This is a genomic window from Dactylosporangium thailandense (assembly GCF_059739745.1).
This window is the reverse complement of the sequence record NZ_AP029195.1, coordinates 803,407-826,372: the sequence shown is the minus strand read 5'-3', so window position 1 is coordinate 826,372 and position 22,966 is coordinate 803,407. Positions and strand designations below refer to the sequence as shown.

Sequence of the window (22,966 nt, the reverse complement as noted above, 5' to 3'; positions counted from 1 at the left end):
GGATCGGCGGTGCACGATGCTTGACTTCCGCGTGGATGAGGAGCCGGCCCGCATGCCGAAGATCGCCGAGCCGCGCGCCTCGGCCAGCACGGTCGACCGCGCGCTGGACGTGCTGCTGCTGTTCAGCAGCGTGCGCGCCACCACGCTCGGGGTCAGCGAGATCGCCCAGGAGCTGGGCATGTCCAAGCCGGCCGTGCACCGCGTGCTCACCAGCCTGCGCAGCCGCAACCTCGTCGAGCTCGACGAGGAGTCCCGCCGGTACTCGCTCGGGCTGCTGGCGGTCAGCATGGGCCTGCGCTACCAACGCGGCCTGGTCGCCGCCGACGCCGCCATCCCGGCGCTGCGCCCGCTCAGCGACGAGTGCCAGGAGACCACCACGCTGTCGGTGCGCTCCGGCGACCGGCGCTACTACGTCGAGCAGGTCACCCCGGACCGCCCGGTCGTGATGATGGTGCAGCTGGCCGTGCCGTTCCCGCTGCACGCGGGCGCGTCGTCGAAGGCGATCCTGGCGTTCCTGCCGGAGGCGCAGCGGGAGCGGTACCTCACCGGCCGCCTCGACCCGGTCACCCCGCAGACCCGCACCGACCCGCGGAGCCTGCGCCGCGAGCTGGAGCAGATCCGGGCGCAGGGCTACGCGCGCTCGTCCTCGGAGCGCCAGACCGGCGCGGCCGCCGTCGCCGCACCCATCCGCAAGGGCGGCGAGGTCGTCGCCGCGATGAGCGTCTGCGGCCCCGAGGCCCGCTTCGACGCCGACGCGCACGCCGCGCGCCTGCTGGCCGCGGTCGCGCGCATCACCGCCGAGCTGGACGCGGCCGCATGAGCACGAGCGCCAACGGCACCGACCCGGCGGAGGCCCCGGCCGGCGACCTCGGCGGCACCGCGGCGACCGTCGAGCGCGCCCTCGACGTGCTGATCTGCTTCGTGCGCAGCGACGCGCCGGATCTCGGGGTGACCGAGCTGGCGGAGAAGCTGTCGCTGTCCAAGGCGGCCGTGCACCGGCTGCTGACCTCGCTGCGCGGCCGCGGCATGGTGGAGATCGACGAGGCGACGCACCGGTACCGGCTCGGCCCGACGGTGCTGACGCTGAGCCAGTCCTACCTGTCGCGGCTGGACGTGACCGCGCTCGCCGCGCCGGAGCTGCCGTGGCTGTGCCGCGCCACGAACGAGACCGTGACGCTGTCCCGGCGCGCCGGGCTCACCCGCTACTACGTCGAGCAGGTGCTGCCCGACCGCGACGTGGTGCGCATGGTGAGCGTCGGCGTGCCGTTCCCGCTGCACATCGGGGCGAGCTCGAAGGCGTTCCTGGCCCACCTGACGGCGGCCGACGCCGAGACGGTGCTCGCGGGGCCGCTCGACGGACCCGGCGGGCGGCCGCCGCTGGACCCGGACGCGTTGCGCGCCGAGCTGGACGAGATCCGCACACGCGGCTGGTCGCACTCGCAGAGCGAGCGCGACCTGGGCACGGCGTCGGTGGCCGCCCCGATCCTGGATTACCGGGGCGAGCCGCGCGCGGTGATGAGCGTGTGCGGCCCGGCGGAGCGCTTCCGGCCGGAGGCGTGCGCCGCGGCCCTGCTCGAGGTGACGACCCGCCTCTCGCGCAAGATGGGCCACGGCGTCATCGCCTGAGGGACGGAGCCCTCCGGCCGTCCGCTAGGGCAGCGTCCAGCCGCCGTCGACGAAGAGCGTCTGCCCGGTGATCATCTGGTTCTTCGGGCTGAGCAGGAACGCGAAGGGCAGCACCAGCTCCTCCGGCTCCAGCAGCCGTCCGGCCGGGATGCGGGCCACGATGCCCGCGCTGTTCTCCGGCACGCCGAGGTAGTCGCGGTTCTGGTCGGTCAGCGTCGCGGTCGGGCCGACCGCGTTGACCCGCACCCCGCGCGGCGCCCACTCCGCGCCCAGCGACCGGGCCAGCATCGACACCGCCGACTTGCTGGCCGAGTACGCCGCCCACTGGTCGAACGCCGAGGCCGAGAACGTCGAGCTGGTGAGCACGACGGACCCGCCCTCGCCCAAGCGCTCGGCGGCCAGGCGGGTGGTGAGGAAGACCCCGACGACGTTGACGTCGAGGGTCTTGCGGAAGTCCTCGGCGCTGAACGCGATCGACGGCCGCACGAAGGCGATGCCGGCGTTGGCGACGGCGCCGAGCAGCCGGCCGGTGACCGAGACCGCGGTGTCGAACGCGGCGGCCATGGCGTCCTCGTCGGTCACCTCGGCCTCGACCGGGTGGATGGACAGGCCCTCGGCGCCGGCCAGCGCGTCCAGGCGCTCCTTGTCGCGCCCGACCGCCACGACGTGCATGCCCAGGCGGGCCAGGCCGGTGGCCAGCGCCGCGCCGATGCCGCGGGTGGCCCCGGTGACCAGGACGGTCTCGCCCGCGAGGCCGAGCGCGGCGCCGAGGGCCGGCGACTGCGCCGGATCCAGCGTGTTGATCATCTTGACACTCCCTTATGGACAGTGGACGACGAGGTCGACGGCGACGTCGCAGCCGGGCACCTCGTGCGACGACGGCGGGGCCTCGAAGAAGCCGGACGCCGGCAGGCCGGACGAGAAGGCACCGGTCCACGCGCCGGCGAACGCCCCGAGGTCGGCCATGTCGGTGAGGTACACGTCGGCCTTGACGGTGTTCTCGATGCTGGTGCCGGCCGCCTCGCAGATGCGCTGGACGTTGTCCTGGATGCGGGCGACCTGGTCGGCGATGTGCCGGCGGGTGTGCGGGGCGCCGGACTTCCAGCGCAGCGTGTCCGCGGACGGGCCGGTCGCCGTGCGGCCCAGCTGGGTCGAGAGGAACAGCAACGGGCCGGAGCGGATCGCCTGGGCCTCGTGGCCGAGCGGGGCGAGCGCGCCGGGGGCGTGCACGACCTCGCGCTCGCCGCCGTGCTCGGGCCGGGCGACGATGACGAAGATCTCGACGTTGCCGCCGTTGACGCCGCCGATGCCGGTGACCGGGACGATCGCCCGCGCGGGCGGGTGCTCGGGCCACTGCTTGGCGAAGACCTCGTCGACGGCGGGCATGTTGCGGATGCCGTGCGGGGTCAGGTACGTGACGACCTTGACGACGTTGTCCCACCGGGCGCCGCTGGCCTCCATGGTGATGCGGATCTGCCGTAGGGTCTCCTCGACCTCGGCGGCGACCTGGTTGCCGTACCAGATGTGGTGCGGCACCCGGGCGTTCGGGTGCAGGCCCGTCTCGAAGTCGGTGGCGATGAACCCGGCGCTGAACACCCACGGGCCGGACTCGACGCCGACGGAGTAGCCGCCGAGCGGGCTGTGCACGTCGTGGGCGTAGGCGCGCTTGGTGATCCCGCTGCCGGCGCGCAGCGCGACGAGCTGGACCTCGATCAGCTCCTCCGCGCTGACCAGCCGGTCCATGGGCATGAGGCAGCTGGCGGGGCGGTCGGCGAGCAGGAACTCGTCGCGGCTCTGGATGTAGGCGTGGGCCTGGTAGCGCCACTTCTCCCAGAACAGCTCGTAGGGGTCGCGCAGCGGCTCGTGGCGCTCGGCGGGCCCGTGGTAGCTCGGGTGCCACTGGTTGATGGACACGCCCAGGTCCAGGCCCGACCCGGCCGCCTCCAGGGTCGTGGACAGCCGCTGGTACACCTCCCGCACCTGCAGTTTCACCGGGTGCCCGCTGCTGTTGGGCAGCCCGGGCTCGACCCGGGCGGCCGGGGCGAGCGTGCCGGTGCTCCAGTCCACCGCCGACAGCGACGCGGTGAAGACGAACGGCCCGGCGGTGACGGCCGTGCTGCTGGGGTACCACTCCGGGAACTCGACGCCCGGCACCTCGACGACCTGACGGCCAGTGTCACTCATCTCGCACTCTCCTCACGAACTCGCGTCATGTCCAGAGCCCGCGGACGAACCGGCCGCAGCCGGTCTCCTCGAGCAGGTCCCGCTGCACCTTCGCGGCGTTCGCCACGGCCGTACGGCGGTCGGCGCCGACCGGCTCGCCGTCGCGCAGCACGGTGCGGCCGCGCACCAGCACGCGGTGCATCGCCTCGGGCGACGGGCCGCCGGACCACACGAGGTTGGCCAGCAGCGCGGCGGGCGGCGACAGGGTGGTCTCGGCGGACAGGTCCACGACCAGGACGTCGGCGTCCTTGCCGGTCTCCAGCGAGCCGATCCGCTCGGCCATGCCCAGCGCGCGGGCGCCGCCGATGGTGGCCAGCTCGATCGCCCGCTCGGGGCTGCCGAAGAGCAGCTCGGCACCGAAGACGCCCGGCCGGCGGACGCTGTCGCTGACCCGCTGGGCCATCAGGTAGCCGCGCATGCCCATCCACAGGGTCTGCCCGTAGGCCACGACGGGCCCGTCCAGGCCGAGCGAGGTGGTGACGCCGGCCTCGTCGTAGCGCCGCGAGTCGAACGTGACCATGCCGAGGATCAGCTCCATGTCCGGCACCAGCGACACCGACGCCCCGGCCGCGGCCAGCCGCTCGGCCTCGCCGTCGACCAGGCCCTGCGCGTGGATGGCGATCACGTGCGGGGCGAGCATCCCCTCGCTGTCGAGCCACTCGATCGAGCCGCCGGTCCAGCCGCGCCGCTCGGCGAGGTAGCGCTTGTCCATGTAGGACGGTGCGTGGATGTCGAACTGCTCGCCGTGCGCGACGGTCCAGTCGTAGAGGGCGTGCAGGTCCTCCGGCGTGCAGTAGGTGATGCCGATGGAGCCGGCGGTGACGGAGACGGTGTCGCTGTTCCACTCGGCGGCGATCCGCTCGGTCTCGGCCAGGCCGGTCCCGACGTCCTCGCGCAGGTCCTCCGGCACGGTGGTCGGCTCGTTGATGGTCAGCCGGGCGGCGCGCACCCGGATGCCAGCCTCGGTGACCGCGCGCAGCACGCCGTCCATCGAGCGCTTGTGCCGGTGCGTGAAGTGGTCGTCGGCCGTGGTGGTGACGCCGCTGCGCAGCAGGTCGAGCACCGGCGGCAGGGCGGAGGCGTAGGAGCGCTCCTCGTCGCAGGCGCCGGTCATCGGGTAGTAGAAGCCGTGCAGCCGCTCCTCGAACGTGGTCCCCTCGGCCATCCCGCGGATGCAGCCCTGCACCAGGTGCGTGTGCGTGTTCACCAGGCCGGGCAGCACGAGGAAGCCGGGCCCGCCGAGGGTCTCGGCGGCGGTCCACGGCGCGGGGCCGGCGCCGACGTCGGCGATCCGGCCGTCGCGCACGGCCACGTAGCCGTCGTCGATGACGCGCCGGTCGGGGTCGACCGTGACGATCCGGCCGAGGATGAGCGTGTCGCAGGTCCGGGGCGCGTCCATCAGGACTCCCCCTCGAACAGCCAGGCGTGGCCCTCGGGGTCGAGGAAGGCCCGGTAGCCGTCCGGGCCGTCGGCGAGCGTGCCGCCCGCGGCGACCACCGCGTCCGGGTCGACGCCGCTCAGCAGGCCGAGCACCGGCTCGGCGGCCAGGTCGCGGGCCGGGTCCTGGGCGCGGCCCCGGAACGCGATCTGCAGGGTGACGATCTCGTCGAGCGCCATCATGTAGCCGAAGCCCTCGGTGCCGCGCCGCTCCCGCCAGCCCAGGGCCGCGTAGAAGTCGCGGGCGGCCACGATGTCGGCGGCCTGGAAGATGACCCAGCCGATGCCGGTCACGGCCGGGGCCGGGCCGTCCAGCCGCGCGAGGGCGGCCAGGTCCTCCTCCCGGACGCTGTCGTCCATGCGCTGCTGCAGGCCGATCGGCTGGCCGGCCGGGTCGTGGAAGTACCCGAGCAGCGCGTGGCCCTTCATGTCGTACTCGAACGGCCGGTTGATCCAGGTCACCCCGGCGTCGTCGAGGCGCTTGACGGCCGCGTCGATGTCCCAGGTGCGCAGGATCGGGATGACGCCCTGCCGCTCCCAGCGGTCCTGGTACACGGGCAGGTCGGCGTCACCGGGGGCGAGCAGCAGCGCGGTGTCCCAGCCGGTGTCCACGGCGACCCAGCCGGGGCGGGGGCCGTCGGTGATCCCGGCGTCGAAGTGCCGGCGGTAGAACTCGGCGTCGGCCGCGGGGTCGGCGACCCGCAGGACGGCCGCGGTGAGTGCGGGTGGTGTCAACGTTCCTCCAGGAGCAGGTGGGTCAGGGCCGCCGGCGCGTCGAGCATCGCGTCGTGCCCGGCGTCCAGGTCGAGCAGCGGCCAGCCGGCGGCCCGGACCCGGTCGAGATAGGGCCGGGGCGCCGGGTTGGCGGTGCACCGGATGTAGGTGACGGGCGCGGTGCTGGCGCCGCGCAGCCGCAGGGGCTGGGTGAGGCAGGCGAAGGGCTGGGGCCGCAGCCGCCGCTCGGCCCAGGCGCGGACCCGCGGATCGCGGATGCCGAGCCGCGGGGCGCCGGGGACCGGCAGCACCAGCACACCGTCGCGCGCGACCGCGCGGGCCGCGAACTCCGCGCCGCGCGGGTGCACGTCCAGCGCCGACTCGCCGTCGAGCGCGACCGGCGCGTCCAGCAGCACCAGCCGGGCGACCGCGGCCCGGTCGGCCGCGCCGGTGGCGACGATGCCGCCGTAGCTGTGCCCGACGAGGGTCACCGGGGCGGCCGCGGCCCGCACGGCCGCGACCACCTCGGCGATGTGCCCGTCCAGATCCGCCTCGGGGTCCGCCTCGCCGGCCAGGGTCGGGGCCTGCACGGCGTGCCCGGCGGCGGTGAGGGCCGCCGCGACGGGCTGCCAGCACCAGCCGCCGTGGAACGCGCCGTGCACGAGCACGTACGTCCGGGGCATGCTCAGGCGGTCAGGTAGAGCTTGTCGAGGTACTGGTCGGTCTCCACCTCGGACTTGATCATCCCGGCGAGCTTCTTCGAGCCGGCGTCGATCCAGACGTCCTGGGTGAGGAACAGGAACGGCGCGTCGTCGTGCATGATCTGCGCCAGCTGCTTGGACAGCGCGCCGCGCTTGGCGTCGTCGAGCTCGGTGAGCGCCTGCTTGTAGAGCGCGTCGAACTCGGGGTTGCTGTAGTGCCGCGTCGCCGACGAGCCGATGAACCAGGCGAACGCGCCCAGCGGCTCGAGGTAGGGCCGGGTGAACAGGCCGTAGTGGAAGATGTCGGCGCGAGCCTTGCGGGCGTAGAACATGTCGGTCTGCAGGGTGGTGTCGGTCATCGCGGTGTACTGCACCTTGACGCCGACCTTGCCGAGCTGGTTCTGCACGTACTCGCCGATGAGCCGCCGCACGCTGCCCGGGCTCGCGAACGCGCTGGCCATGGTGATGGTGAAGCGGGTGCCGTCGGGCCCCTTCGGGTATCCGGCCGCGTCGAGCAGGCTCTCCGCCTTGGCCGCGTCGTACGGGTAGTCCTGCAGCGACTCGTCGTACCCGACCGCGCCGGGCGTGGCCAGCTGCCCGTTGCCGCCCTCGGTCTGGCCCTGCAGCACGTTCTTGATGAGCGTCTGCTTGTCGATGGCGTAGTTGAGCGCCTGGCGCACCTCCTTCTTGCCCATCGGGCCGCTCTTGGGGTTGCCGGAGTAGTCGACGGTGTCGAGGAACGCGCCGAGGTTGTTGCCGCCGGTGTACGTGACGACGTTGCCCCCGCCGCTCTTGATCGCCGCGAGCTGGGCCAGCGGCACCAGGTTGATGTACTGCACCTGCCCGGACGTGAACGCCGCGACCTGGGAGGCGGCGTCGGTCATCGACCGGATCGTCACCTTGGTGAGCGTGCCCTTGCGCCAGCCGTCGTCGAACTTCGTGAGCACCCACTGGGTCGTGTCGTGGCTGGCGAGCTTGTACGGCCCGGTGCCGATCGGCTTGTCGGCGAACGCGGCCGCCCGGGTCTTCTCGTCGGCGCCGAGGCCGGTGAAGTACTGCTCCGGCAGGATCGCGACGCGGGCGAGCTTCTTGAGGAACAGCGCGTCGGCCGACTTCATGGTGACCGTGACGGTGGACGCGTCGCCAGCCGTCACGTCGGCCATCGAGGTCATCAGCGACGCGGTGGCCAGGGTGCTGGTGGCCGCGCGCTTGAGGCTGAAGACCACGTCGGCCGACGTCATTGGCGCGCCGTTGTGGAACTTGGCGTCGGTGCGCAGGGTGATCTTCAGGCTGGTCGGGCTGACCTGCTCCCACGCGGTGGCGAGCATCGGCAGGATCGTCGCCTTGCCGGGGTCGAGGTCGAACAGCGCGTCGAAGATGTCGTAGCGGCGGGGGTTGCCGCCGAGCACGGCCATCGGGTCGAGGCTGGTGGGCAGGTTGCTGATGCCCATCGTCAGCTCCTGCACGGCCGCCTTCTCGCCGGTGCCGCCGGCCGGGTCGTCGCCGGTGCCGCAGGCCGCGAGGGTGGCCAGGGAGGCCAGGCCGAACAGGAAGCCGCGCCGGGAAACGTCTGCCATCAGAGGGTCCTTTCGGGGGTGGTGTGCAGCTGGGCGGCCGCCACGCGGTCGGTCTTGCCGGCCGGGGTCCGCGGAAGTCGTTCGACGTACCGGATCTGGTACGGGCAGGGCAGGACGGCGTCCAGCAGTTCGGCCGGTGAGGCGGCCGTCGTGCCGGGCGAGGGTTCGATGAGGACGGTCATGGCCGGGGTCAGCACCGCGTCGGCGACGCCGGGCAGCCCCCGCAGCCGCTCCTCGACGGTGACCGGCAGGATGGTCCGCCCGGCCACCTCGATGGCGTCGGCGGCCCGGCCGAAGACCTGCAGCGCGCCGTCCTCGGCCCAGGCGCCGACGTCGCCGGTGTCGAACCAGGACCCCTGCGCGCGGGCGGCGTGCAGGATTGGCGCCGCCGGGTCGGCGGCGAGCTCGTGAAGGTAGCCGGGCGCGACGGACGCGCCCCGCACCTCGATGCCGCCGCTCGCCGTGACCCGCACGTCGAGCGTCGGGGTGGGCGCGCCGACCCGGAACGGCTCGCCGAAGCGCGGCTGCCCGCAGCGGTCGACGGCGATGGAGCCGGCCTCGGAGGTGCCGTAGTTGAGCACCACCTCGGCGTGCGGGGCGAGGGCCCCGGCGAGCTCGTGCAGGAACCGCTGCTGCATGAGCTGGCCGGTGGCGACCGCGGTGCGCAGCCCGCGCCGCACGAGGGTCTCGGCGGCGCCGGCGGCGAGGATCGCCCGCCACTGGGGCGCCTGCAACGGCAGGATGGTGACCCCGCCGGCGCCGATCTCGTCCAGGGCCTCGACGCTGAACGCGTCCATGAGCAGCAGGGTGCCACCGAAGAGGAACATGGACCGGGCCGCGCCGGAGAGCACCGAGAGGTTGAACGGGCTGGCGACCACCCACCGGTCGGCCTCGCCGCAGCGGTAGGACCAGGAGCGGTGCCAGGCGTCGGCGACGTCGCAGCCGACGGTGCGCACGACCGCCTTCGGCACGCCGGTGCTGCCGGCCGTGAACTGGATGGCGCTGACGACGTCGGCGCCGCGCCCGCGGGCCCAGTCGGTGCCGTCCTCGGGCGCGGCCGCGAGGTCGGCGAACGTGCCCTCGGCGATCAACTCGGTGATGCCCAGGGCGTCGGTGATCTCGGGCAGCCGCGGCTTGAGCGACAGGCTCAGCATCGCCGGTTGCAGGCCGGCGGCCTGCGCGGCCAGGTAGAGCTCCGCGCCGATCGGGCCGGAGTAGGTGGCGATCCCGACCCGCTCGCCGGGCCGGCGGCCGCGCGCCCGGAAGCCGGCCACCAGGGCGCTGACCCGGTCGGCCAGGGTGCGGTAGTCCGTGGTCCGTCCATCGTGGACGATCGCGGGGCGGTCGCCGCGGTGCCGGGCGTGGCGGGCGACGGCGTCGAGGAGGTCCATCACGACCACCGCTGCCACACGGCGGCGCAGGCGTCCTCGGCGGCCGCGCGGGCCGCGGCCCAGTCGACGCCGACGAGCTGCCGGTCGCGGACCCGGATCTCGCCGCCGACCATGACGAGGTCGACGTCGTGGCCGCTCGCGTAGTGCACGACCGAGGCGAGCGGGTCGAAGACCGGGGCGCTCTCGGGCGCGGCCAGCTCGACGGCGACCAGGTCGGCGGCGGCGCCGTCGGTGAGGTCGGCGCGCAGGCCCAGGGCGGGCGCCGGGCCGGTCACGGCCGCGTCGAGCATGGTCGCCGCGTCCGGCCAGTCGGTGCGCCCGACGGCGATCTTGGCCAGCATCGCGGCCATCCGCACCTCGGTGACGAGGTCGGTGGTGAACGCGTCGGTGCCGATCGCCATGCGCACCCCGGCCTCGGCGAAGCGGCCGAACGGCGGCAGGATCGCCTCCCGGACCTTGCGCACGGCGCAGTGCGCGACGACGGCGCCGGAGGCGGCCAGCCGGGGCAGGTCGGCGTCGGGCAGGTAGGTGCCGTGGGCGCAGATGAGCCGCTCGCCGAGCAGCCCGGCCTCGTCCAGCAGCTCGACCGGGGTGCGGTCGAACTTGCGGCGCACCTCGGCGAGCTCGCCCTCGGACTGGCACAGGTGGGTGGTGACCGGGCAGTCCAGCTCGGCGGCGAGCTTCGCCAGCCCGGCGAGCACCCCCGGCTCGACGGTGTGCGCGCTGGCCGGGCCGAGCAGCAGCCGGATGCGGCCGCCGGCGCGCCCGTCGTGCGCCGCGTGCAGGGCGCGGAAGGCGTCGAGCTCGGCGAGCTGCTCCCGCTCGGGGCTGAGGTCCTCGCGGCGCTGCCGGTCGCCGTCGAGCGTGCCGAGGCGGTGCGCGACGTTCATCGGCAGGGCGGGCCCGGCCCAGGTGCGCACGCCCACGTCCTCGGCGGCGTCGAGGTACCCCTCGATGTCGACCGACGAGGTGGAGACCACGGTCGTGGTGCCGGTGCGCAGCATGCCCAGCAGGTCCCAGCGGACGATCGAGCGCAGCCCCTCGCGCAGCTCCGGCTGGTAGGCGAGCTGCCAGAGCCGGGTGAGCGGCACGTAGTACGGCGTGCCGGGGGCGAGCTTCAGGTCCTCGGCGATGCCGCGCGCGACCGGGCCGGCGCCGGCGTGTGTGTGCGCGTTGACCAGGCCGGGCAGCACCAGGTGACGGGGCAGTTCGACGCGCTCGGCGTCGATGCCGGCGTCGGTGGCGGCGGGCACCGAGGTGACCGTGCCGCCGTCGACCAGCAGCGAGGTCCCGGTCTCGACCCGGCCGCCGCCGCGGTAGACCCAGCGGGGCCGAAGGAGCGTCCGCATGACACGCACCCCTGTTCCTTCTTCCGGAATAGCATTCCAATTCCGAGAGCATGGCAGTCGGACAGGGCATTTACAAGAGGCCGAGAATGCATTTTCGCACACACCCTGAGCTGCCCGGACATGCAAATATTGCGGACGGTTTCGAGAACCGCCCGCAATATTTGGAAACGCATTGGAAACGAAATTCTTAGGGCAATTTCAGGGAGCCCGGATAATGGCACGCGACGAGCTGTCCCGGCGCGGTCTCGACGACGGGCGGCTCGGCCGTGCGGCAGTCGTCGCGGGCCACCGGGCAGCGGGCGGCGAACCGGCAGCCGCGGCCGTCCCAGGCGTCGGCGGCCTCGCCGGCCAGCAGGATGGGCTCGCGCCGGCGCTCCCGCTCGGGGTCGGCGACGGGCACGGCGCTCAGCAGCGCCGTGGTGTAGGGGTGCCGCGGGCCGGCGAACGCGGTGCCGGTGTCCGCGGTCTCGACGATCCGGCCGCGGTACATCACCGCGACCCGGTTGCACAGGTACTCCACGATCCCGAGGTCGTGCGTGATGAACACGTAGGTCAGCGCGAACTCCTCGCGCAGCTCCTTGAGCAGGTTGACGATCTGGGCCTGCACCGAGACGTCCAGCGCCGACAGCGGCTCGTCGAGCACGAGCACCCGCGGGCGCAGCACCAGGGCGCGGGCGATGCCGACGCGCTGGCGCTGGCCGCCGGAGAGCTCGTTGGGGTACCGGTCGGCCAGCTCCGCCCGCAGCCCGCACGCGTCCATGAGCGCCAGCACCCGCCCGGCCCGCTCGCGCCGGTTGCCCATCCGGTGGTTGAGCAGCGGCTCCTCCAGGCTCTGGCCGATCGTGCGGCGCGGGTTGAGCGCCGAGTACGGGTCCTGGAAGACGAACTGGACGTGCCGGCGGAACGCCCGCCGCTCCCGTCCGCGCAGCGCGAGGGCGTTGCGGCCGGCGACGGTGACCTCGCCGGCGGTGGCCGGCTCGAGCTGGGCCAGCACCCGGCCCAGCGTCGACTTGCCGCTGCCGGACTCGCCGACCACGCCGAGCACGTCGCCCTCGAAGACGTCCAGGTCGACGCCGTCGACGGCGCGGGTCCCGCCGTAGTGCCGGGACACGGCCCGGGCGGTCGTGATCGGTTCCGTGATCGGCTCGGTGACCGCGGTCATGACGCCTCCTCCGCGCGCAGGCAGCGCCAGGAGCGCTCCCCCGCGCTCGACAGCGGCGGGTCCTCCTCGTGGCAGCGCGCCACGGCGACCGGGCAGCGCGGGTGGAACGCGCACCCCGCCGGCATCGCCCGCAGGTCCGGCGGGAGCCCGGGAATCGAGGTGAGCGGGCGGGAGCCGTGCCCGCGCCGGGGCACCGCGCCGAGCAGCGCCCGGGTGTAGGGGTGGCGCGGGTCGGCGAACAGCTCGGCGGTCGGGCCGGACTCGACGATCCGGCCGCCGTACATGACGACGGTGCGCTCGCACAGCCCGGCCACCACGCCGAGGTTGTGGGTGATCATCATGACCGCCATGCCGTGCCGGCGGTTGAGGTCCTTGACGAGCGCGAGGATCTGCGCCTCGATGGTGACGTCGAGGCCGGTGGTGGGCTCGTCGGCGATGAGCAGCGCGGGCCGGTTGGCCAGCGCCATGGCGATCATCGCGCGCTGGCGCATCCCGCCGGACAGCTCGTGCGGGAACTGCCGGGCGCGCCCGGCCGGGTCGACGATGCCGACCTCGCCGAGCAGCCGTACCGCCTCGGCGTGCGCCTCGGCCCGCCCGACCGGCCGGTGCTCGCGGATCGCCTCGACGATCTGGTCGCCGACGCGGTGGTACGGGTTCAGCGCCGTCATCGGGTCCTGGAAGATCATGCCGATCCGGCCGCCCCGCACCGCGCGCAGGCGCCGCTCGGGCAGCCCGGTCAGGTCGGTGCCGTCGAAGAGCACCTGCCCGCCGGTGATGCGCACGGGATGGTTGAGCAGCCGCAGCACCGACAGCGCCGAGAGGCTCTTGCCCGAGCCGGTCTCGCCCACGATGCCGACGATCTCCCCGGGCGCGATGTCGAGGTCGACGCCGCGCACCGGGGTGGTGTCGCGGATCCCGACCGTGAGGTCGCGGATGCTCAGCAGCGCCTGGGTCATCGGGCCTCCCGCGGGTTGAGCACCGAGCGCACGGCCGAGCCGAGCGTGTTGACGGCGAGCACGGTGATCACGACCATGACGCCGGGGACGACGGAGTACCACCACGAGGTGTTCAGGAACACCCGGCCGCCGGCCATCATCGCGCCCCAGTCCGCGGTCGGCGGCTGCACGCCGGCGCCGAGGAAGCTCAGGCCGCTCTCGACGAGCAGCACGGCCGAGAACGTGAACGTGCCCACGACGATGGTGGTCGACAGGACGTTGGGCAGGATGTGCCGCAGCACGATCATGAGGTCGGAGGCGCCGGCGCCGCGGGCGGCGAGCACGTAGTCGGCGGTCTTCACCCGCAGGACCTCGGCCCGCACCACCCGGGCGAACTGCACCCAGCCGAACAGCGCCAGCACCAGGAAGACCGTCGACAGGCTCGGGCCGCGGGCGGCGACCAGGGCCAGGGCCAGCACCAGGTAGGGGAAGCCCAGCTGCGCGTCGACGACCCACATGATGACCGGCCCGACGACGCGGGTGTAGAGCCCGGCGAGGAGCCCCAGCGCGGTGCCCACCACGCCGGTGAGCAGCGCCGCGGCGAAGGCCAGCCCGAGCGCGGTGCGGGATCCGACGATCATCCGGCTGAGCAGGTCCCGGCCGAGCTCGTCGGTGCCGAGCGGGAAGGTCCAGGTGCCCCCGTCCCAGATCGGCTTGGCCAGGATGTTGGCGTAGTCCTGGTCCTCGGCGCCGTGCGGGGCGAGCGCCGGGCCGAAGACGGCCAGCACCGCGAGGCCGGCCAGCACGAGCAGCGACACGACGGCCGCGGGCCGGCGCAGCAGCCGCGCGGCCAGGGTCACCGGCACCGGCCGCGCGCGCAGCCGCACGACGGCGGCGGGGGCGTTGATCGGCACTGCCGTCATCGGAGCCCTCCTGTCTCTCAATGCACGCGCACGCGCGGGTCGATCCGCTCGTACGTCAGGTCGACGACGAAGTTGATCACCACGACGATGAGCGCGAAGATGAATGTGGTCGCCTCGACCAGCGGGTAGTCGCGGGCGGTGACCGCGTGCACCAGCAGCTGGCCGATGCCGGGCCAGGCGAAGATGGTCTCGATGAGCACCACCGCGCTGAGCATCTGGCCGAGGTCCAGGCCGGCCACGGTGACCAGCGAGGTGGCCACCGGGCGCAGCGCGTGCCGGCTCACCACGCGGCCCCGGCCCAGCCCCTTCGCCCGCGCGGTGCGGGTGAAGTCCTCCCGCAGGCTCTCGGCGAGCCCCGCCCGGGTGAACTGCAGCAGCCGCGCGATCGGGTGCAGGGCCAGCGTCACGACCGGCAGCACCCAGCTCAGCGGGTCGGGCGTGCGGATCGAGGGCACCGCGCCGAGCGTGACCGCGAAGATGAACACGAGCACGATGGCGAACCAGAACACCGGCACCGCCTGGCCGAACAGCACGACGGTGTCGACGAGCCGCTGGTAGGCGCGGTTGCGGGTCATGCCGGCCGCGATGCCCAGCGGGATGGCGACCAGCAGCGCGAACAGGAAGCTCACGGCGACGAGCTCGAGGCTGGCCGGCAGCTGCTTGAGGATCATCCCGAGGGCGTCCTGGCGGCTCTGGAACGACTCGCCGAAGTCGAAGCGCACCAGGTCGCCGAGGAAGGTGAGGTACTGCGCCCACAGTGGACGGTTGAGCCCGAGCTGCTCGCGGATCGCCTCGACCGCCTCCGGCGTGGCGTCCGGCCCGGCGATCGACGCCGCCGGGTCGCCGGACACCCGCAGGAGCACGAAGAGCAGCGTCATCACGCCGAAGAGCACCGCGATCAGGTGGGCCGCCCGCCGCAGCAGGAAGCGGCCGCTCACGGCGACTGCATGGCCGCGGCGGTGCGGGTGTCCTCGTCGAGGATCGCGCCGAACACGCGCCGGACGAATGCCGCGCGCTCGGCCGCGATCCGCTCGCGGACCTCGCCGCCGGGGACCAGCTCGTCGATCTGCTCGGCGGTGAGCACGCCCCCGCGCACGAGCAGTTCCTCCAGCACGATCGAGCGGTCGCGGAGGATCCACACCTCCGAGGCCAGCTCGGTGATCATGCGGGCCAGGTCGTCGAGGCGCCGGGACTCGAGGTACGGGCCGGCTTCTGCGCTCATCTTCACGCCTCCAATGGCTTGCGGCCGCGGGTGATCCAGGGGTACAGGCCGGGGCCGAGGCCGTACGCCTCGACGTCGACGAAGCCGACCTTCTTGAACAGCCCGGGCAGATCGAGCTGCAGCGCGGCGCGCCAGAACGGCTCGCCCCGGTTCTCGGTCTCCCAGTCGAGCACGACGGCGCGGAACGCCGACTGCTTCTCGTAGGGCGCGACGTCGCCGAAGACGATGTCGCCGCCCGGCTCCAGCACGCGGTACATCTCCCGCAGGATGGCCTCGGTGGCGCGGGTGGGCGTCTCGTGGAACAGGATGTAGCCGGTGACGAGGTCCACCGAGGCGTCGGGCAGCCCGGTCCGCTCGGCCCGGGCCTGGATCAGCTCCCAGCGCAGGCCGAGGTCGCGGGCGGTGGCGTGGGCGTACTGCAGCCCGGTGCGCGAGAGCTCCACGCCGACGAGCTGGGCGTCCGGGTGCACCTTGGAGATGGCCACGGCGTAGCGGCCGGTGCCGATGCCGGGCTCGAGGATGCGCCGGTAGTCCCGGCGCGGGGCCTCCAGCGCCGTCAGGTACCGCTGGTCGTTGAGGTCCTCGCCGGTCTTGACGGCGCCGACCCCGCCCGGGGCGAGCACGTAGGCGTAGGCGATGTCGTGGGTGACGACGCCCATGAGGTCGTGGCCGTCCCAGCCGCCCGTGGTCAGGTGGAAGCCCTTGGTCCAGTAGTCGGGGATCTCGACGTCCGGGTCGAGCGTCAGGGTGCCGGGCGCGTCGTCGGCGGCCAGCCAGGCGCCGATCCGCCCGCGGGCCTGCTCGGCGGCGGGCAGGGCGCGCACGTAGATCTCCTCGGCCACCCAGCGGGTCAGCAGCCGGTCGAAGCGCCACTCGGAGCTGTCGGCGAGCGCGCCGTAGACCGAGGCGCGCCGCTCGGCGATGGACAGGGGCGGCTCGGGCACCGCCGCCTCGTACTGCTGCGCGGCGGCCGGCTGCAGCACCCCGCCGGCGAAGCCCTGCACCGACCCGAGGAACTCCATGCCCGCGCGTCCGCGCTGCCGCATCGGAACGTCCATCGAACCCTCCTGTTCCTTTATTCGGAATCCTGTTCCAAGGAAACTAGCGGAGAGTTGAGCTGGGGAAACCCACCCGATCTGTAAAAAGGAGGTGTCGTTCCCCCGGCGCCCGAAACACGGTTGAAACATTTTCCGGCCGATCGCCGCGCCTGCTACGGTTCGGCTCGGAACGCCGTTCCGAGTAAGGGGAAGTACAGAACCATGCGTCGTGGGCTCATCGGGCTGCTGGCCGTGGCGTGCGGGCTCACCGCCGCCAATCTCTACTACGCGCAGCCGCTGCTGCCCGTGCTCGGCGACACCTTCGGCGTCGGCGACGTGACCGTCTCCACCATCGTCGTGGCCACCCAGATCGCCTACGCGATCGGCCTGTTCTTCCTCGGCCCGCTCGGCGACCGGGTGCAGGTGCGCACGCTGGTGACCGTCCTGCTGCTCGCGGGCGCGGCCGGGCTGACCGGCGCCGCCGCCGCACCCGCGTTCGGGGTGCTGCTGGCCGCGTCCGTGGTCGTCGGCGCGGTCTCGGTCGTCGCCCAGATCCTGGTGCCGTTCGCGGCCGGCCTGGCCACGGACGCCGACCGGGGCCGCGTCACCGGCACCGTGATGAGCGGCCTGCTGGCCGGCATCCTGCTGGCGCGGGCCTTCTCCGGCGTGGTGTCCGACACCCTCGGCTGGCGCTGGGTCTACGCCCTGTCGGCCGCGTTCATGCTCGGCCTGGCGGCGGCGCTGCGCGCGATGCTGCCGGTGCGCGAGCCCTCGACGACGGCCGGCTACGGCCACCTGCTGCGCAGCACCCTGGCCCTGCCGCTGCGCCACCCCACCCTCCGCCGCCGCGGCCTGTTCCAGGCGGCCCTGTTCGGCTCGTTCACCGCGTTCTGGACGACGATGGGCTTCCTGCTGACCCGCGCCCCGTACCACCTCTCGGAGCTGCACGTCGGCCTGTTCTCGCTGCTGGGCGCGGGCGGCGCGCTCATCGCCCCGGCGGCGGGCCGCTGGAGCGACCGCGGCTGGTCCCGCCGCAGCACGGTCGCGGGCCTGCTCGTGGCCGGCGTCGCGTTCGCCGCCGCCGGCGCGGTCACCGCGCTGCCGGGCCGGATCGCCGGCATCGTCGCGCTGGCGGTGGCCGCGCTGGTCATCGACGCGGCGGTGCAGACGCTGCTCATCACGAACCAGCAGGTGGTGTACCGGCTGGAGCCCTCGGCCCGGGCCCGCATCAACACCGTGTTCCTGGTGACCTTCTTCCTCGGCGGCGCGGCCGGCGCGCAGCTGAGCACCGTGGCCTGGCACCTGGGCGGATGGCCCGCGGTGGCCGGGTTCGGCGGGGCCCTGCCGCTGCTGGCGCTGCTCACGTACCTCGCGGGCGGCCTGCGCAAGGAGCGCGCGGAGGACGCGGCGCGCGCCGAGGCCCAGGTGCCGGTCGCCGCCTGAGCCCCGGCCCGTAGCGGTCCGTCGAGTCGACGGTCACCGATGATGACGGGGGTCGCCGGGATCGATGCCGGGCCGTACGCTCGGCCGCATGGAGCAGGACGCCAACGGTACGGGCGGGCCGGTATCCGGGCGGGCCCGCGTTCCCAGCGGCCCGCCGGCGGGGCGCGCCAGTGTGCCGGTCGGCCGCGCCGCGGTGGGTGGCTCGGCCGCGGTGAGCGGCTCGGCCCCGGTGGGTGACTCGCCCGCGGCGGGCGGCCCGGCCGCGGCCCGGGCCGGGGCACGTGCGAAGCGAAGACGCCGGCGCAACATCCTCATCGCCTCGATCGCCGCGTTCATCATGGTCGCCGGCATCGGCATGGTCTTGGGCACCTACTACTTCGACAAGGTCGCGCTGCCCGACGACATCGCGCTGGACCAGTCGACCACGATCTACTACTCCGACGGCCAGACCCCGATGGGCAGCATCGGCGAGAACCGCACGTCGCTGGCGTTCAAGGACATCCCGCCCGACATGCAGCACGCGGTGGTCGCGGCCGAGGACAACACGTTCTACACGAACGACGGCGTGGACTACAAGGGCGTCGTGCGAGCCGCGTGGAACAACGTCTCCGGTGGTGACCGGCAGGGTGCCTCGACGATCAGCCAGCAGTACGCCCGCCGCTGGGCCGATCTCGAGGGCGTCACCTACGCGCGCAAGCTCCGCGAGGCCGTCATCGCGCTGAAGCTCAACCAGCAGTACAGCAAAGACGAGATCATGACGATGTACCTCAACATCGTCTACTTCGGCCGCGGCGCCTACGGCGTCGAGGCCGCCGCCCAGGCCTACTTCGCCAAGTCCGCGAAGGACCTGAAGACGAACGAGGCCATGCTCCTCGCCGAGCTGATCAAGAACCCGGAGGGCACCGGCAAGGGCTCGCCGTTCGACCCTAACATCGACAAGGTGCAGTCGCAGAAGCGGTTCGAGTACGTCCGCGACCAGATGATCGAGCTCAAGTTCGTGCCCGCGGCCGAGGCCGAGACCCGGATGAAGTTCCCGGACAACGTCATCACGCCGGCGCAGGCGCGGGAGCGGGCGGTCGCGCGGCAGAACCTCGGCAAGCCCGAGGGCCTGATCATCCACCACGTGCTCGGCGAGGTCGCGGCGCTGACCGACCCGCGCACCGGCCAGCCGATCTACGAGGACACCGACGCCGACGGCAAGAAGAACTTCGACAAGATCCGCAACGGCGGCCTGAAGATCGTGACCACGGTCGACAAGGACATCCAGCAGATCGCGGTGAGCAAGGCCAGCCGCGCCAAGGGGTCCAACATGGAGAAGCAGCCGCCGAACCTGCAGGCCGCGCTCGTGGCGGTCGAGCCCGGCAACGGCGGCGTGAAGGCCTACTACGGCGGCGACGACGGCAACGGCTGCGACTACGCGAGCTACTACGTCGACCCGGTGCTCGGCACCGGCGGCCAGAGCTGCGGCGGCGGGCACCCGCCGGGCTCGACGTTCAAGGTCTACACGCTCGCGTCCGCGCTCATGGCCGGCTACTCGATCGACTCGATGTGGAACGGGGTGCCGCAGGACTTCCCCGGGCGCACCGCAGCCAAGCACAACCAGGTCAAGAACGCGACCGAGGGCACCGAACCGGAGTGCAAGTCCGGCTCCGGCAAGTGGTGCACCCTGGAGGAGGTCACGGTCCAGTCGCTGAACGTGCCCTTCTACGCGATCACGCTGGAGCTCACGCCGGCCCGGGTGATCGACACGGCCCGCGCGGCCGGGATCCGCAACATGTGGGCGACGGTGCAGGGCCAGGACCTGCCGCAGCGCATCGACCTGGAAAAGCTCAAGGGGGCCGAGGTGGCCCCGAAGTACTTCCAGGAGGAGGTGGGCTTCGGGCAGTACCCGATCACCGTCCTCGACCACGCGGGCGGCCTGGCGACCTTCGCGGCCCGCGGCAACGCCTTCAAGACCCACTTCCTCAAGGAGGTGTGGACCGGCGAGCGCAAGACCTACGGCGAGGTGCTCAAGGGCACCCGCGTCCCCGGCTTCTCCGAGCAGATGGCCGACGACATGGCCAAGGTGCTCATGGGCGTGCCGCAGCACTACGGGCTGAAGTCCCCGCACGGCTACCAGCTCGCCGCCAAGACCGGCACCTGGCAGCTGGGCAACACCACCTCGAACGCGCACGCGTGGATGGGCGGGTTCGTGCCCTACGACCCCGGCCGCAAGGCGCCGGGGCTGGCCGCCGCGGTCTGGGTCGGCAACAAGGACAAGGAGGTCGCCATCAAGGACCGCAACGGCAACAACATCATCGGCGGCAAGCTGCCCGGCCCGATCTGGGCCGACTTCATGGACACGGCCCTGACCAAGGTCAACATGCCGAAGATCAAGTTCCCGCGGGCGCCGATCACCGGCAACAAGGACGTCGGCACCGGGGTGTCGCCGCAGCCGAGCGTGCCCGGCTTCCCGGGCTGGCCCGGACCGGGCGACCCGGGCCAGAACCCGACCCGGCCGGGGCCGACCCGCCGGCGCTGACCAGCGCCGCGCGGGCCCTACAGCTTCACCAGGTCCGCGAGCACGGCTCCGTCGCCGGGCAGGCGCGACGGGGCCGGGCTGTCGTACACCACGAGCAGCCGGCGGTGCTCCGGCGGCCCCACGAGCGTGATGCCCTCGGCGTGGTCGTCGCCCTCGCCGTAGGGCAGGTCGAGCTCGCGCCGGACCGCGTCGCCGCGCACCACCTGCGGGGTGGCGGCGCGGGCGGCGTGGTGCCAGCGGTACAGGCGCACCGGGCCGTCCAGGTCCATCGACGGGCCCGCGAGCAGCAGCAGGTCGTCACCGTCCGGGCACATGTCGCGGATGCCGAGGCCACCGAGGGCGAGCACGTGCTTGCGGTAGCGCCGGCCGTCCTCGAAGGGACGCAGGCGCAGCCGCTGGGGGGCGTCGGGCCCGGCGTAGGGCCGCAGCTCCAGCACGATCGCCCAGCCGCGCAGCACGGGGCCGCGCAGGCCCAGGTACACCCGCTCGCCGTGCACCGCGATGCCCTCGATGTCCAGCCCGTTGTCCTTGCCGGGGATGGGCAGGAACGGCGCGAGGTGCGGGTCGTCGCGCAGCAGGTCGCGCAGGTTGTCCTCGCCGCTGAGGATCGCCGCGTGCTGCCGGCCCGCCTCGGTGTCCACCCACGGCACCGGCTCGCCGCCGGCGATCGGCAGCCGCACCAGGATCTGCCGGTTGTCCTGACCCTCGACCCGGGCGAGCCGCTTGAGCGGCTTGGCGCCGTCGTGGTGGGCCTTGATCTGCTTGCGGCGCAGGCTGTGCGAGCCGACGGCCCACAGGAACGGCCCCGAGCGCGCCAGGCCCTCGATGTCGGCCTCCTCGTCGGCGTCGGCGCCGGGCAGCGGCACGAGGTCGGCGAGGCGGTAGCTGGTCTCGTCGGTGTAGCGTCCGGGCTCGACGGGGTCGTCGGCCACGAGCCGCTCGATCGTGGCGGTCTCGTCGCCGGCGACCCAGAGCACCGGCCCGTCGGCGCGCACGGCGGAGAGGTTGGTGTGCGTGGTCGCGGCGCGGGAGCGCTCGCCGAGGTACAACCGCACGGTTCGTTCGACTGTCACCCACGCATCGTGACATCACCGCGACATCGGGATGATCACGTAGGGCGAATCCCCTAGCGCAGCAGGTCGGCGATGCGTTCGAGGCCCTGGCGCAGGCGGCGGAAGTACGTCGCCCGGCTCAGGTGCAGGCGATGCGCCACCAGGTCGTGGCCGCCCGTGCCGCGCAGGTAGTACTCGTGCAGCACCGCCGCCGCCTCGCGGTGCGTCGGCGAGGCCGAGGCGGCCAGCGCCAGGATCGCGGCGGTCAGCTCCGGGTGCCGGCCGGCCCGCCCGGAGGCGCTCCAGGCCCGAGCGCACGGCGGCGAGGTCCGGCTCCGGCTCGGGCGGGGCCTGCAGGCCGGTCAGCCACGCGGGCAGCGGAAGCCGCGGGCGTAGACGGCGTTGGCGCGCCCGGCGGCCTCGGCGTGCTGCTGGAGCAGGGGTTCGAGCACCGGGGCGGGGCCGGCGCCGAACGGGGTGAGGTTGACCATGCCGACGGGGCGGTCCTCGCCGTCGACGAGCATGTGGAAGCCGTGCTCGGCGCCGTCGAGCCAGCGCTGGAGCATCCGGTCGGCGCCGCGGTCGTCCAGGCCCTCGGTCGCGGCCCGCTGGCGGGTCAGGCGGCCCATGGCGCCGGCGTCGGCGGCGGTGCCGGGCCGCACGCGCATCGGGCCGGGCGGCTCGGCGAAGAGGTCGGCGCGCGAGCCGGGCCCGCAGCCTCGCGTCGCCGGCGCGCGCGACCCGGCCGTGGCGGCGAGCGACCGCCCTGGCCGCCAGCCGGCGTCGCCGGTCCCGGTCTGCGCCAGCGGTACGCCCAGTCGAACACGAACCGGAAGGGCTCCACGACGGCGAGGCCGTGGGCGTCGGCGCGGACCACGCTGAGCCGGGCGAGCGTGTCGAAAGCCGCGGGTCGAGGTGCCGGCCAGCGCGGCGAGCAGCTCCTCGTCGGCGCCGTCGACGGTGGCGAGCACCGACAGGCCCTCGGCGTCCAGGTCGGGCGCCTCGCCGCGCAGGCGGTGCAGCAGCACGGGCGCGGCGGCGAGGGGGCCGGGCGCGCGGTCGGCGCCGGCCGGCAGCACCCCGGCGACGGCCCGGGCGAGCAGCGGGATGCCCCCGGCGAGCCGGACGGCGAGATCGTCGGCGACCAGCGCGCGGATCGCCTCCGGCGGCCACGGGGCGAGCTCGACGAGGGCGACCGGGTCGCCGCCCCAGGCCGGCCGGGTCGCGAGGGGCCGGCGGGAGGCGACGATCGCGACCGTGCCGGCCGGGGCGCGCTGGAGGCGGCGGCGCGCGGCGCGGATGCGGGGCTCGAGGAGGACGAATGGATCTCCGCCGGATCCGCACCATCGCAGCGGCCGCGCTCCTGGCCGGGGCCGCCGCCGTCGCGCTCGACGCCCAGCCGGCCGCGGCCGCCGTCACCGGCTGCGTCTACGGCTCCAACCTGTCCCTCGACCAGATGTCGGCGACGTGCACCACGACGCTCGCCGAGCGCTGGTACCTGCGGCTGACCTGCGAGCGCCTGGGCACCGGGCGCGACATCTACGCCAACGGGTCGCTCGTCTACGGCCCGGGCCGCGACACGTCGATCGCCCGGTGCCCGCTCAACACCGAGATCGTCGGCACCGCGATCGCCTACCTGTAATTCACCCTCGC

At 73.7% G+C, this 22,966-nt stretch carries 22 protein-coding genes; 5 read left to right on the top strand and 17 right to left on the bottom strand.

Annotation, left to right across the window (positions count from 1 at the left end):
• The first annotated feature begins 31 nt into the window (after positions 1-31).
• Both AC6JBM_RS03555 and AC6JBM_RS03550 read left to right on the top strand, forming a co-directional pair.
• Positions 32-820, top strand: coding sequence for an IclR family transcriptional regulator (locus AC6JBM_RS03555; protein ID WP_497982177.1), 789 nt, complete (start codon positions 32-34; stop codon positions 818-820).
• Positions 817-1,626: an IclR family transcriptional regulator gene (locus AC6JBM_RS03550; protein WP_497982176.1), complete on the top strand. Its 810-nt coding sequence runs from the start codon at positions 817-819 to the stop codon at positions 1,624-1,626. The genes AC6JBM_RS03555 and AC6JBM_RS03550 overlap by 4 nt, the downstream gene beginning before the upstream one ends.
• A 24-nt stretch (positions 1,627-1,650) precedes the next feature.
• Here AC6JBM_RS03550 and AC6JBM_RS03545 read toward each other — a convergent pair whose 3' ends face one another.
• The 14 genes from AC6JBM_RS03545 to AC6JBM_RS03480 all read right to left on the bottom strand — a co-directional run bounded on the left by AC6JBM_RS03545 (position 1,651) and on the right by AC6JBM_RS03480 (position 16,318).
• Positions 1,651-2,433 (bottom strand): SDR family NAD(P)-dependent oxidoreductase, encoded by a 783-nt coding sequence (locus AC6JBM_RS03545; RefSeq protein WP_497982175.1) that lies wholly within the window; start codon positions 2,431-2,433, stop codon positions 1,651-1,653.
• Between the two features lie 12 nt (positions 2,434-2,445).
• Entirely contained in the window at positions 2,446-3,810 is a 1,365-nt protein-coding gene (locus tag AC6JBM_RS03540) for a Rid family hydrolase (RefSeq protein WP_497982174.1), read from the bottom strand.
• A gap of 25 nt (positions 3,811-3,835) precedes the next feature.
• Complete coding sequence (locus AC6JBM_RS03535) at positions 3,836-5,248, bottom strand: amidohydrolase family protein (protein ID WP_497982173.1); 1,413 nt, start codon at positions 5,246-5,248, stop codon at positions 3,836-3,838.
• Complete coding sequence (locus AC6JBM_RS03530) at positions 5,248-6,021, bottom strand: VOC family protein (RefSeq protein ID WP_497982172.1); 774 nt, start codon at positions 6,019-6,021, stop codon at positions 5,248-5,250. Before AC6JBM_RS03530 ends, AC6JBM_RS03535 begins: the two co-directional genes overlap by 1 nt.
• On the bottom strand, positions 6,018-6,683 hold the full coding sequence (locus AC6JBM_RS03525; protein WP_497982171.1) for an alpha/beta hydrolase: 666 nt from the start codon (positions 6,681-6,683) through the stop codon (positions 6,018-6,020). The genes AC6JBM_RS03530 and AC6JBM_RS03525 overlap by 4 nt, the downstream gene beginning before the upstream one ends.
• 2 nt (positions 6,684-6,685) lie before the next feature.
• Entirely contained in the window at positions 6,686-8,278 is a 1,593-nt protein-coding gene (locus tag AC6JBM_RS03520) for an ABC transporter substrate-binding protein (protein ID WP_497982170.1), read from the bottom strand.
• Positions 8,278-9,669 (bottom strand): class I adenylate-forming enzyme family protein, encoded by a 1,392-nt coding sequence (locus AC6JBM_RS03515; RefSeq protein WP_497982169.1) that lies wholly within the window; start codon positions 9,667-9,669, stop codon positions 8,278-8,280. Before AC6JBM_RS03515 ends, AC6JBM_RS03520 begins: the two co-directional genes overlap by 1 nt.
• Positions 9,669-11,018, bottom strand: coding sequence for an amidohydrolase family protein (locus tag AC6JBM_RS03510; RefSeq protein WP_497982168.1), 1,350 nt, complete (start codon positions 11,016-11,018; stop codon positions 9,669-9,671). The genes AC6JBM_RS03515 and AC6JBM_RS03510 overlap by 1 nt, the downstream gene beginning before the upstream one ends.
• Before the next feature lie 187 nt (positions 11,019-11,205).
• Positions 11,206-12,180 (bottom strand): ABC transporter ATP-binding protein, encoded by a 975-nt coding sequence (locus AC6JBM_RS03505; RefSeq protein ID WP_497982167.1) that lies wholly within the window; start codon positions 12,178-12,180, stop codon positions 11,206-11,208.
• A complete protein-coding gene (locus AC6JBM_RS03500; RefSeq protein WP_497982166.1) occupies positions 12,177-13,136 on the bottom strand; it encodes an ABC transporter ATP-binding protein in 960 nt (319 codons plus the stop codon). Before AC6JBM_RS03500 ends, AC6JBM_RS03505 begins: the two co-directional genes overlap by 4 nt.
• The gene (locus AC6JBM_RS03495) at positions 13,133-14,038 is read right to left on the bottom strand and encodes an ABC transporter permease (protein WP_497982165.1); all 906 of its coding nucleotides are present in this window, start codon (positions 14,036-14,038) and stop codon (positions 13,133-13,135) included. Before AC6JBM_RS03495 ends, AC6JBM_RS03500 begins: the two co-directional genes overlap by 4 nt.
• Before the next feature lie 17 nt (positions 14,039-14,055).
• Entirely contained in the window at positions 14,056-14,976 is a 921-nt protein-coding gene (locus tag AC6JBM_RS03490; protein ID WP_497982164.1) for an ABC transporter permease, read from the bottom strand.
• Entirely contained in the window at positions 14,973-15,260 is a 288-nt protein-coding gene (locus AC6JBM_RS03485) for a hypothetical protein (protein ID WP_497982163.1), read from the bottom strand. The genes AC6JBM_RS03490 and AC6JBM_RS03485 overlap by 4 nt, the downstream gene beginning before the upstream one ends.
• 2 nt (positions 15,261-15,262) lie before the next feature.
• Positions 15,263-16,318, bottom strand: a complete 1,056-nt coding sequence (locus tag AC6JBM_RS03480) for a class I SAM-dependent methyltransferase (RefSeq protein ID WP_497982162.1) — start codon at positions 16,316-16,318, stop codon at positions 15,263-15,265.
• A gap of 201 nt (positions 16,319-16,519) precedes the next feature.
• On the opposite strand from AC6JBM_RS03480, the gene AC6JBM_RS03475 reads away from it, so the two are divergent.
• Together AC6JBM_RS03475 and AC6JBM_RS03470 are read left to right on the top strand one after the other, a co-directional pair.
• Positions 16,520-17,740, top strand: a complete 1,221-nt coding sequence (locus AC6JBM_RS03475; protein WP_497982161.1) for an MFS transporter — start codon at positions 16,520-16,522, stop codon at positions 17,738-17,740.
• Positions 17,741-17,828: 88 nt separating this feature from the next.
• Positions 17,829-20,261: a transglycosylase domain-containing protein gene (locus AC6JBM_RS03470; RefSeq protein WP_497982160.1), complete on the top strand. Its 2,433-nt coding sequence runs from the start codon at positions 17,829-17,831 to the stop codon at positions 20,259-20,261.
• A 17-nt stretch (positions 20,262-20,278) separates the two neighbouring features.
• Here AC6JBM_RS03470 and AC6JBM_RS03465 read toward each other — a convergent pair whose 3' ends face one another.
• The 3 genes from AC6JBM_RS03465 to AC6JBM_RS03455 all read right to left on the bottom strand — a co-directional run bounded on the left by AC6JBM_RS03465 (position 20,279) and on the right by AC6JBM_RS03455 (position 22,392).
• The gene (locus tag AC6JBM_RS03465; protein WP_497982159.1) at positions 20,279-21,334 is read right to left on the bottom strand and encodes a DUF3616 domain-containing protein; all 1,056 of its coding nucleotides are present in this window, start codon (positions 21,332-21,334) and stop codon (positions 20,279-20,281) included.
• Positions 21,335-21,387: 53 nt separating this feature from the next.
• Positions 21,388-21,519: a hypothetical protein gene (locus AC6JBM_RS03460; protein WP_497982158.1), complete on the bottom strand. Its 132-nt coding sequence runs from the start codon at positions 21,517-21,519 to the stop codon at positions 21,388-21,390.
• Positions 21,520-21,675: 156 nt separating this feature from the next.
• The gene (locus AC6JBM_RS03455; protein WP_497982157.1) at positions 21,676-22,392 is read right to left on the bottom strand and encodes a GNAT family N-acetyltransferase; all 717 of its coding nucleotides are present in this window, start codon (positions 22,390-22,392) and stop codon (positions 21,676-21,678) included.
• 242 nt (positions 22,393-22,634) lie between these two features.
• Here AC6JBM_RS03455 and AC6JBM_RS03450 point away from each other — a divergent pair, with 242 nt between their 5' ends.
• The gene (locus AC6JBM_RS03450; RefSeq protein WP_497982156.1) at positions 22,635-22,955 is read left to right on the top strand and encodes a hypothetical protein; all 321 of its coding nucleotides are present in this window, start codon (positions 22,635-22,637) and stop codon (positions 22,953-22,955) included.
• Positions 22,956-22,966 lie beyond the last annotated feature (11 nt).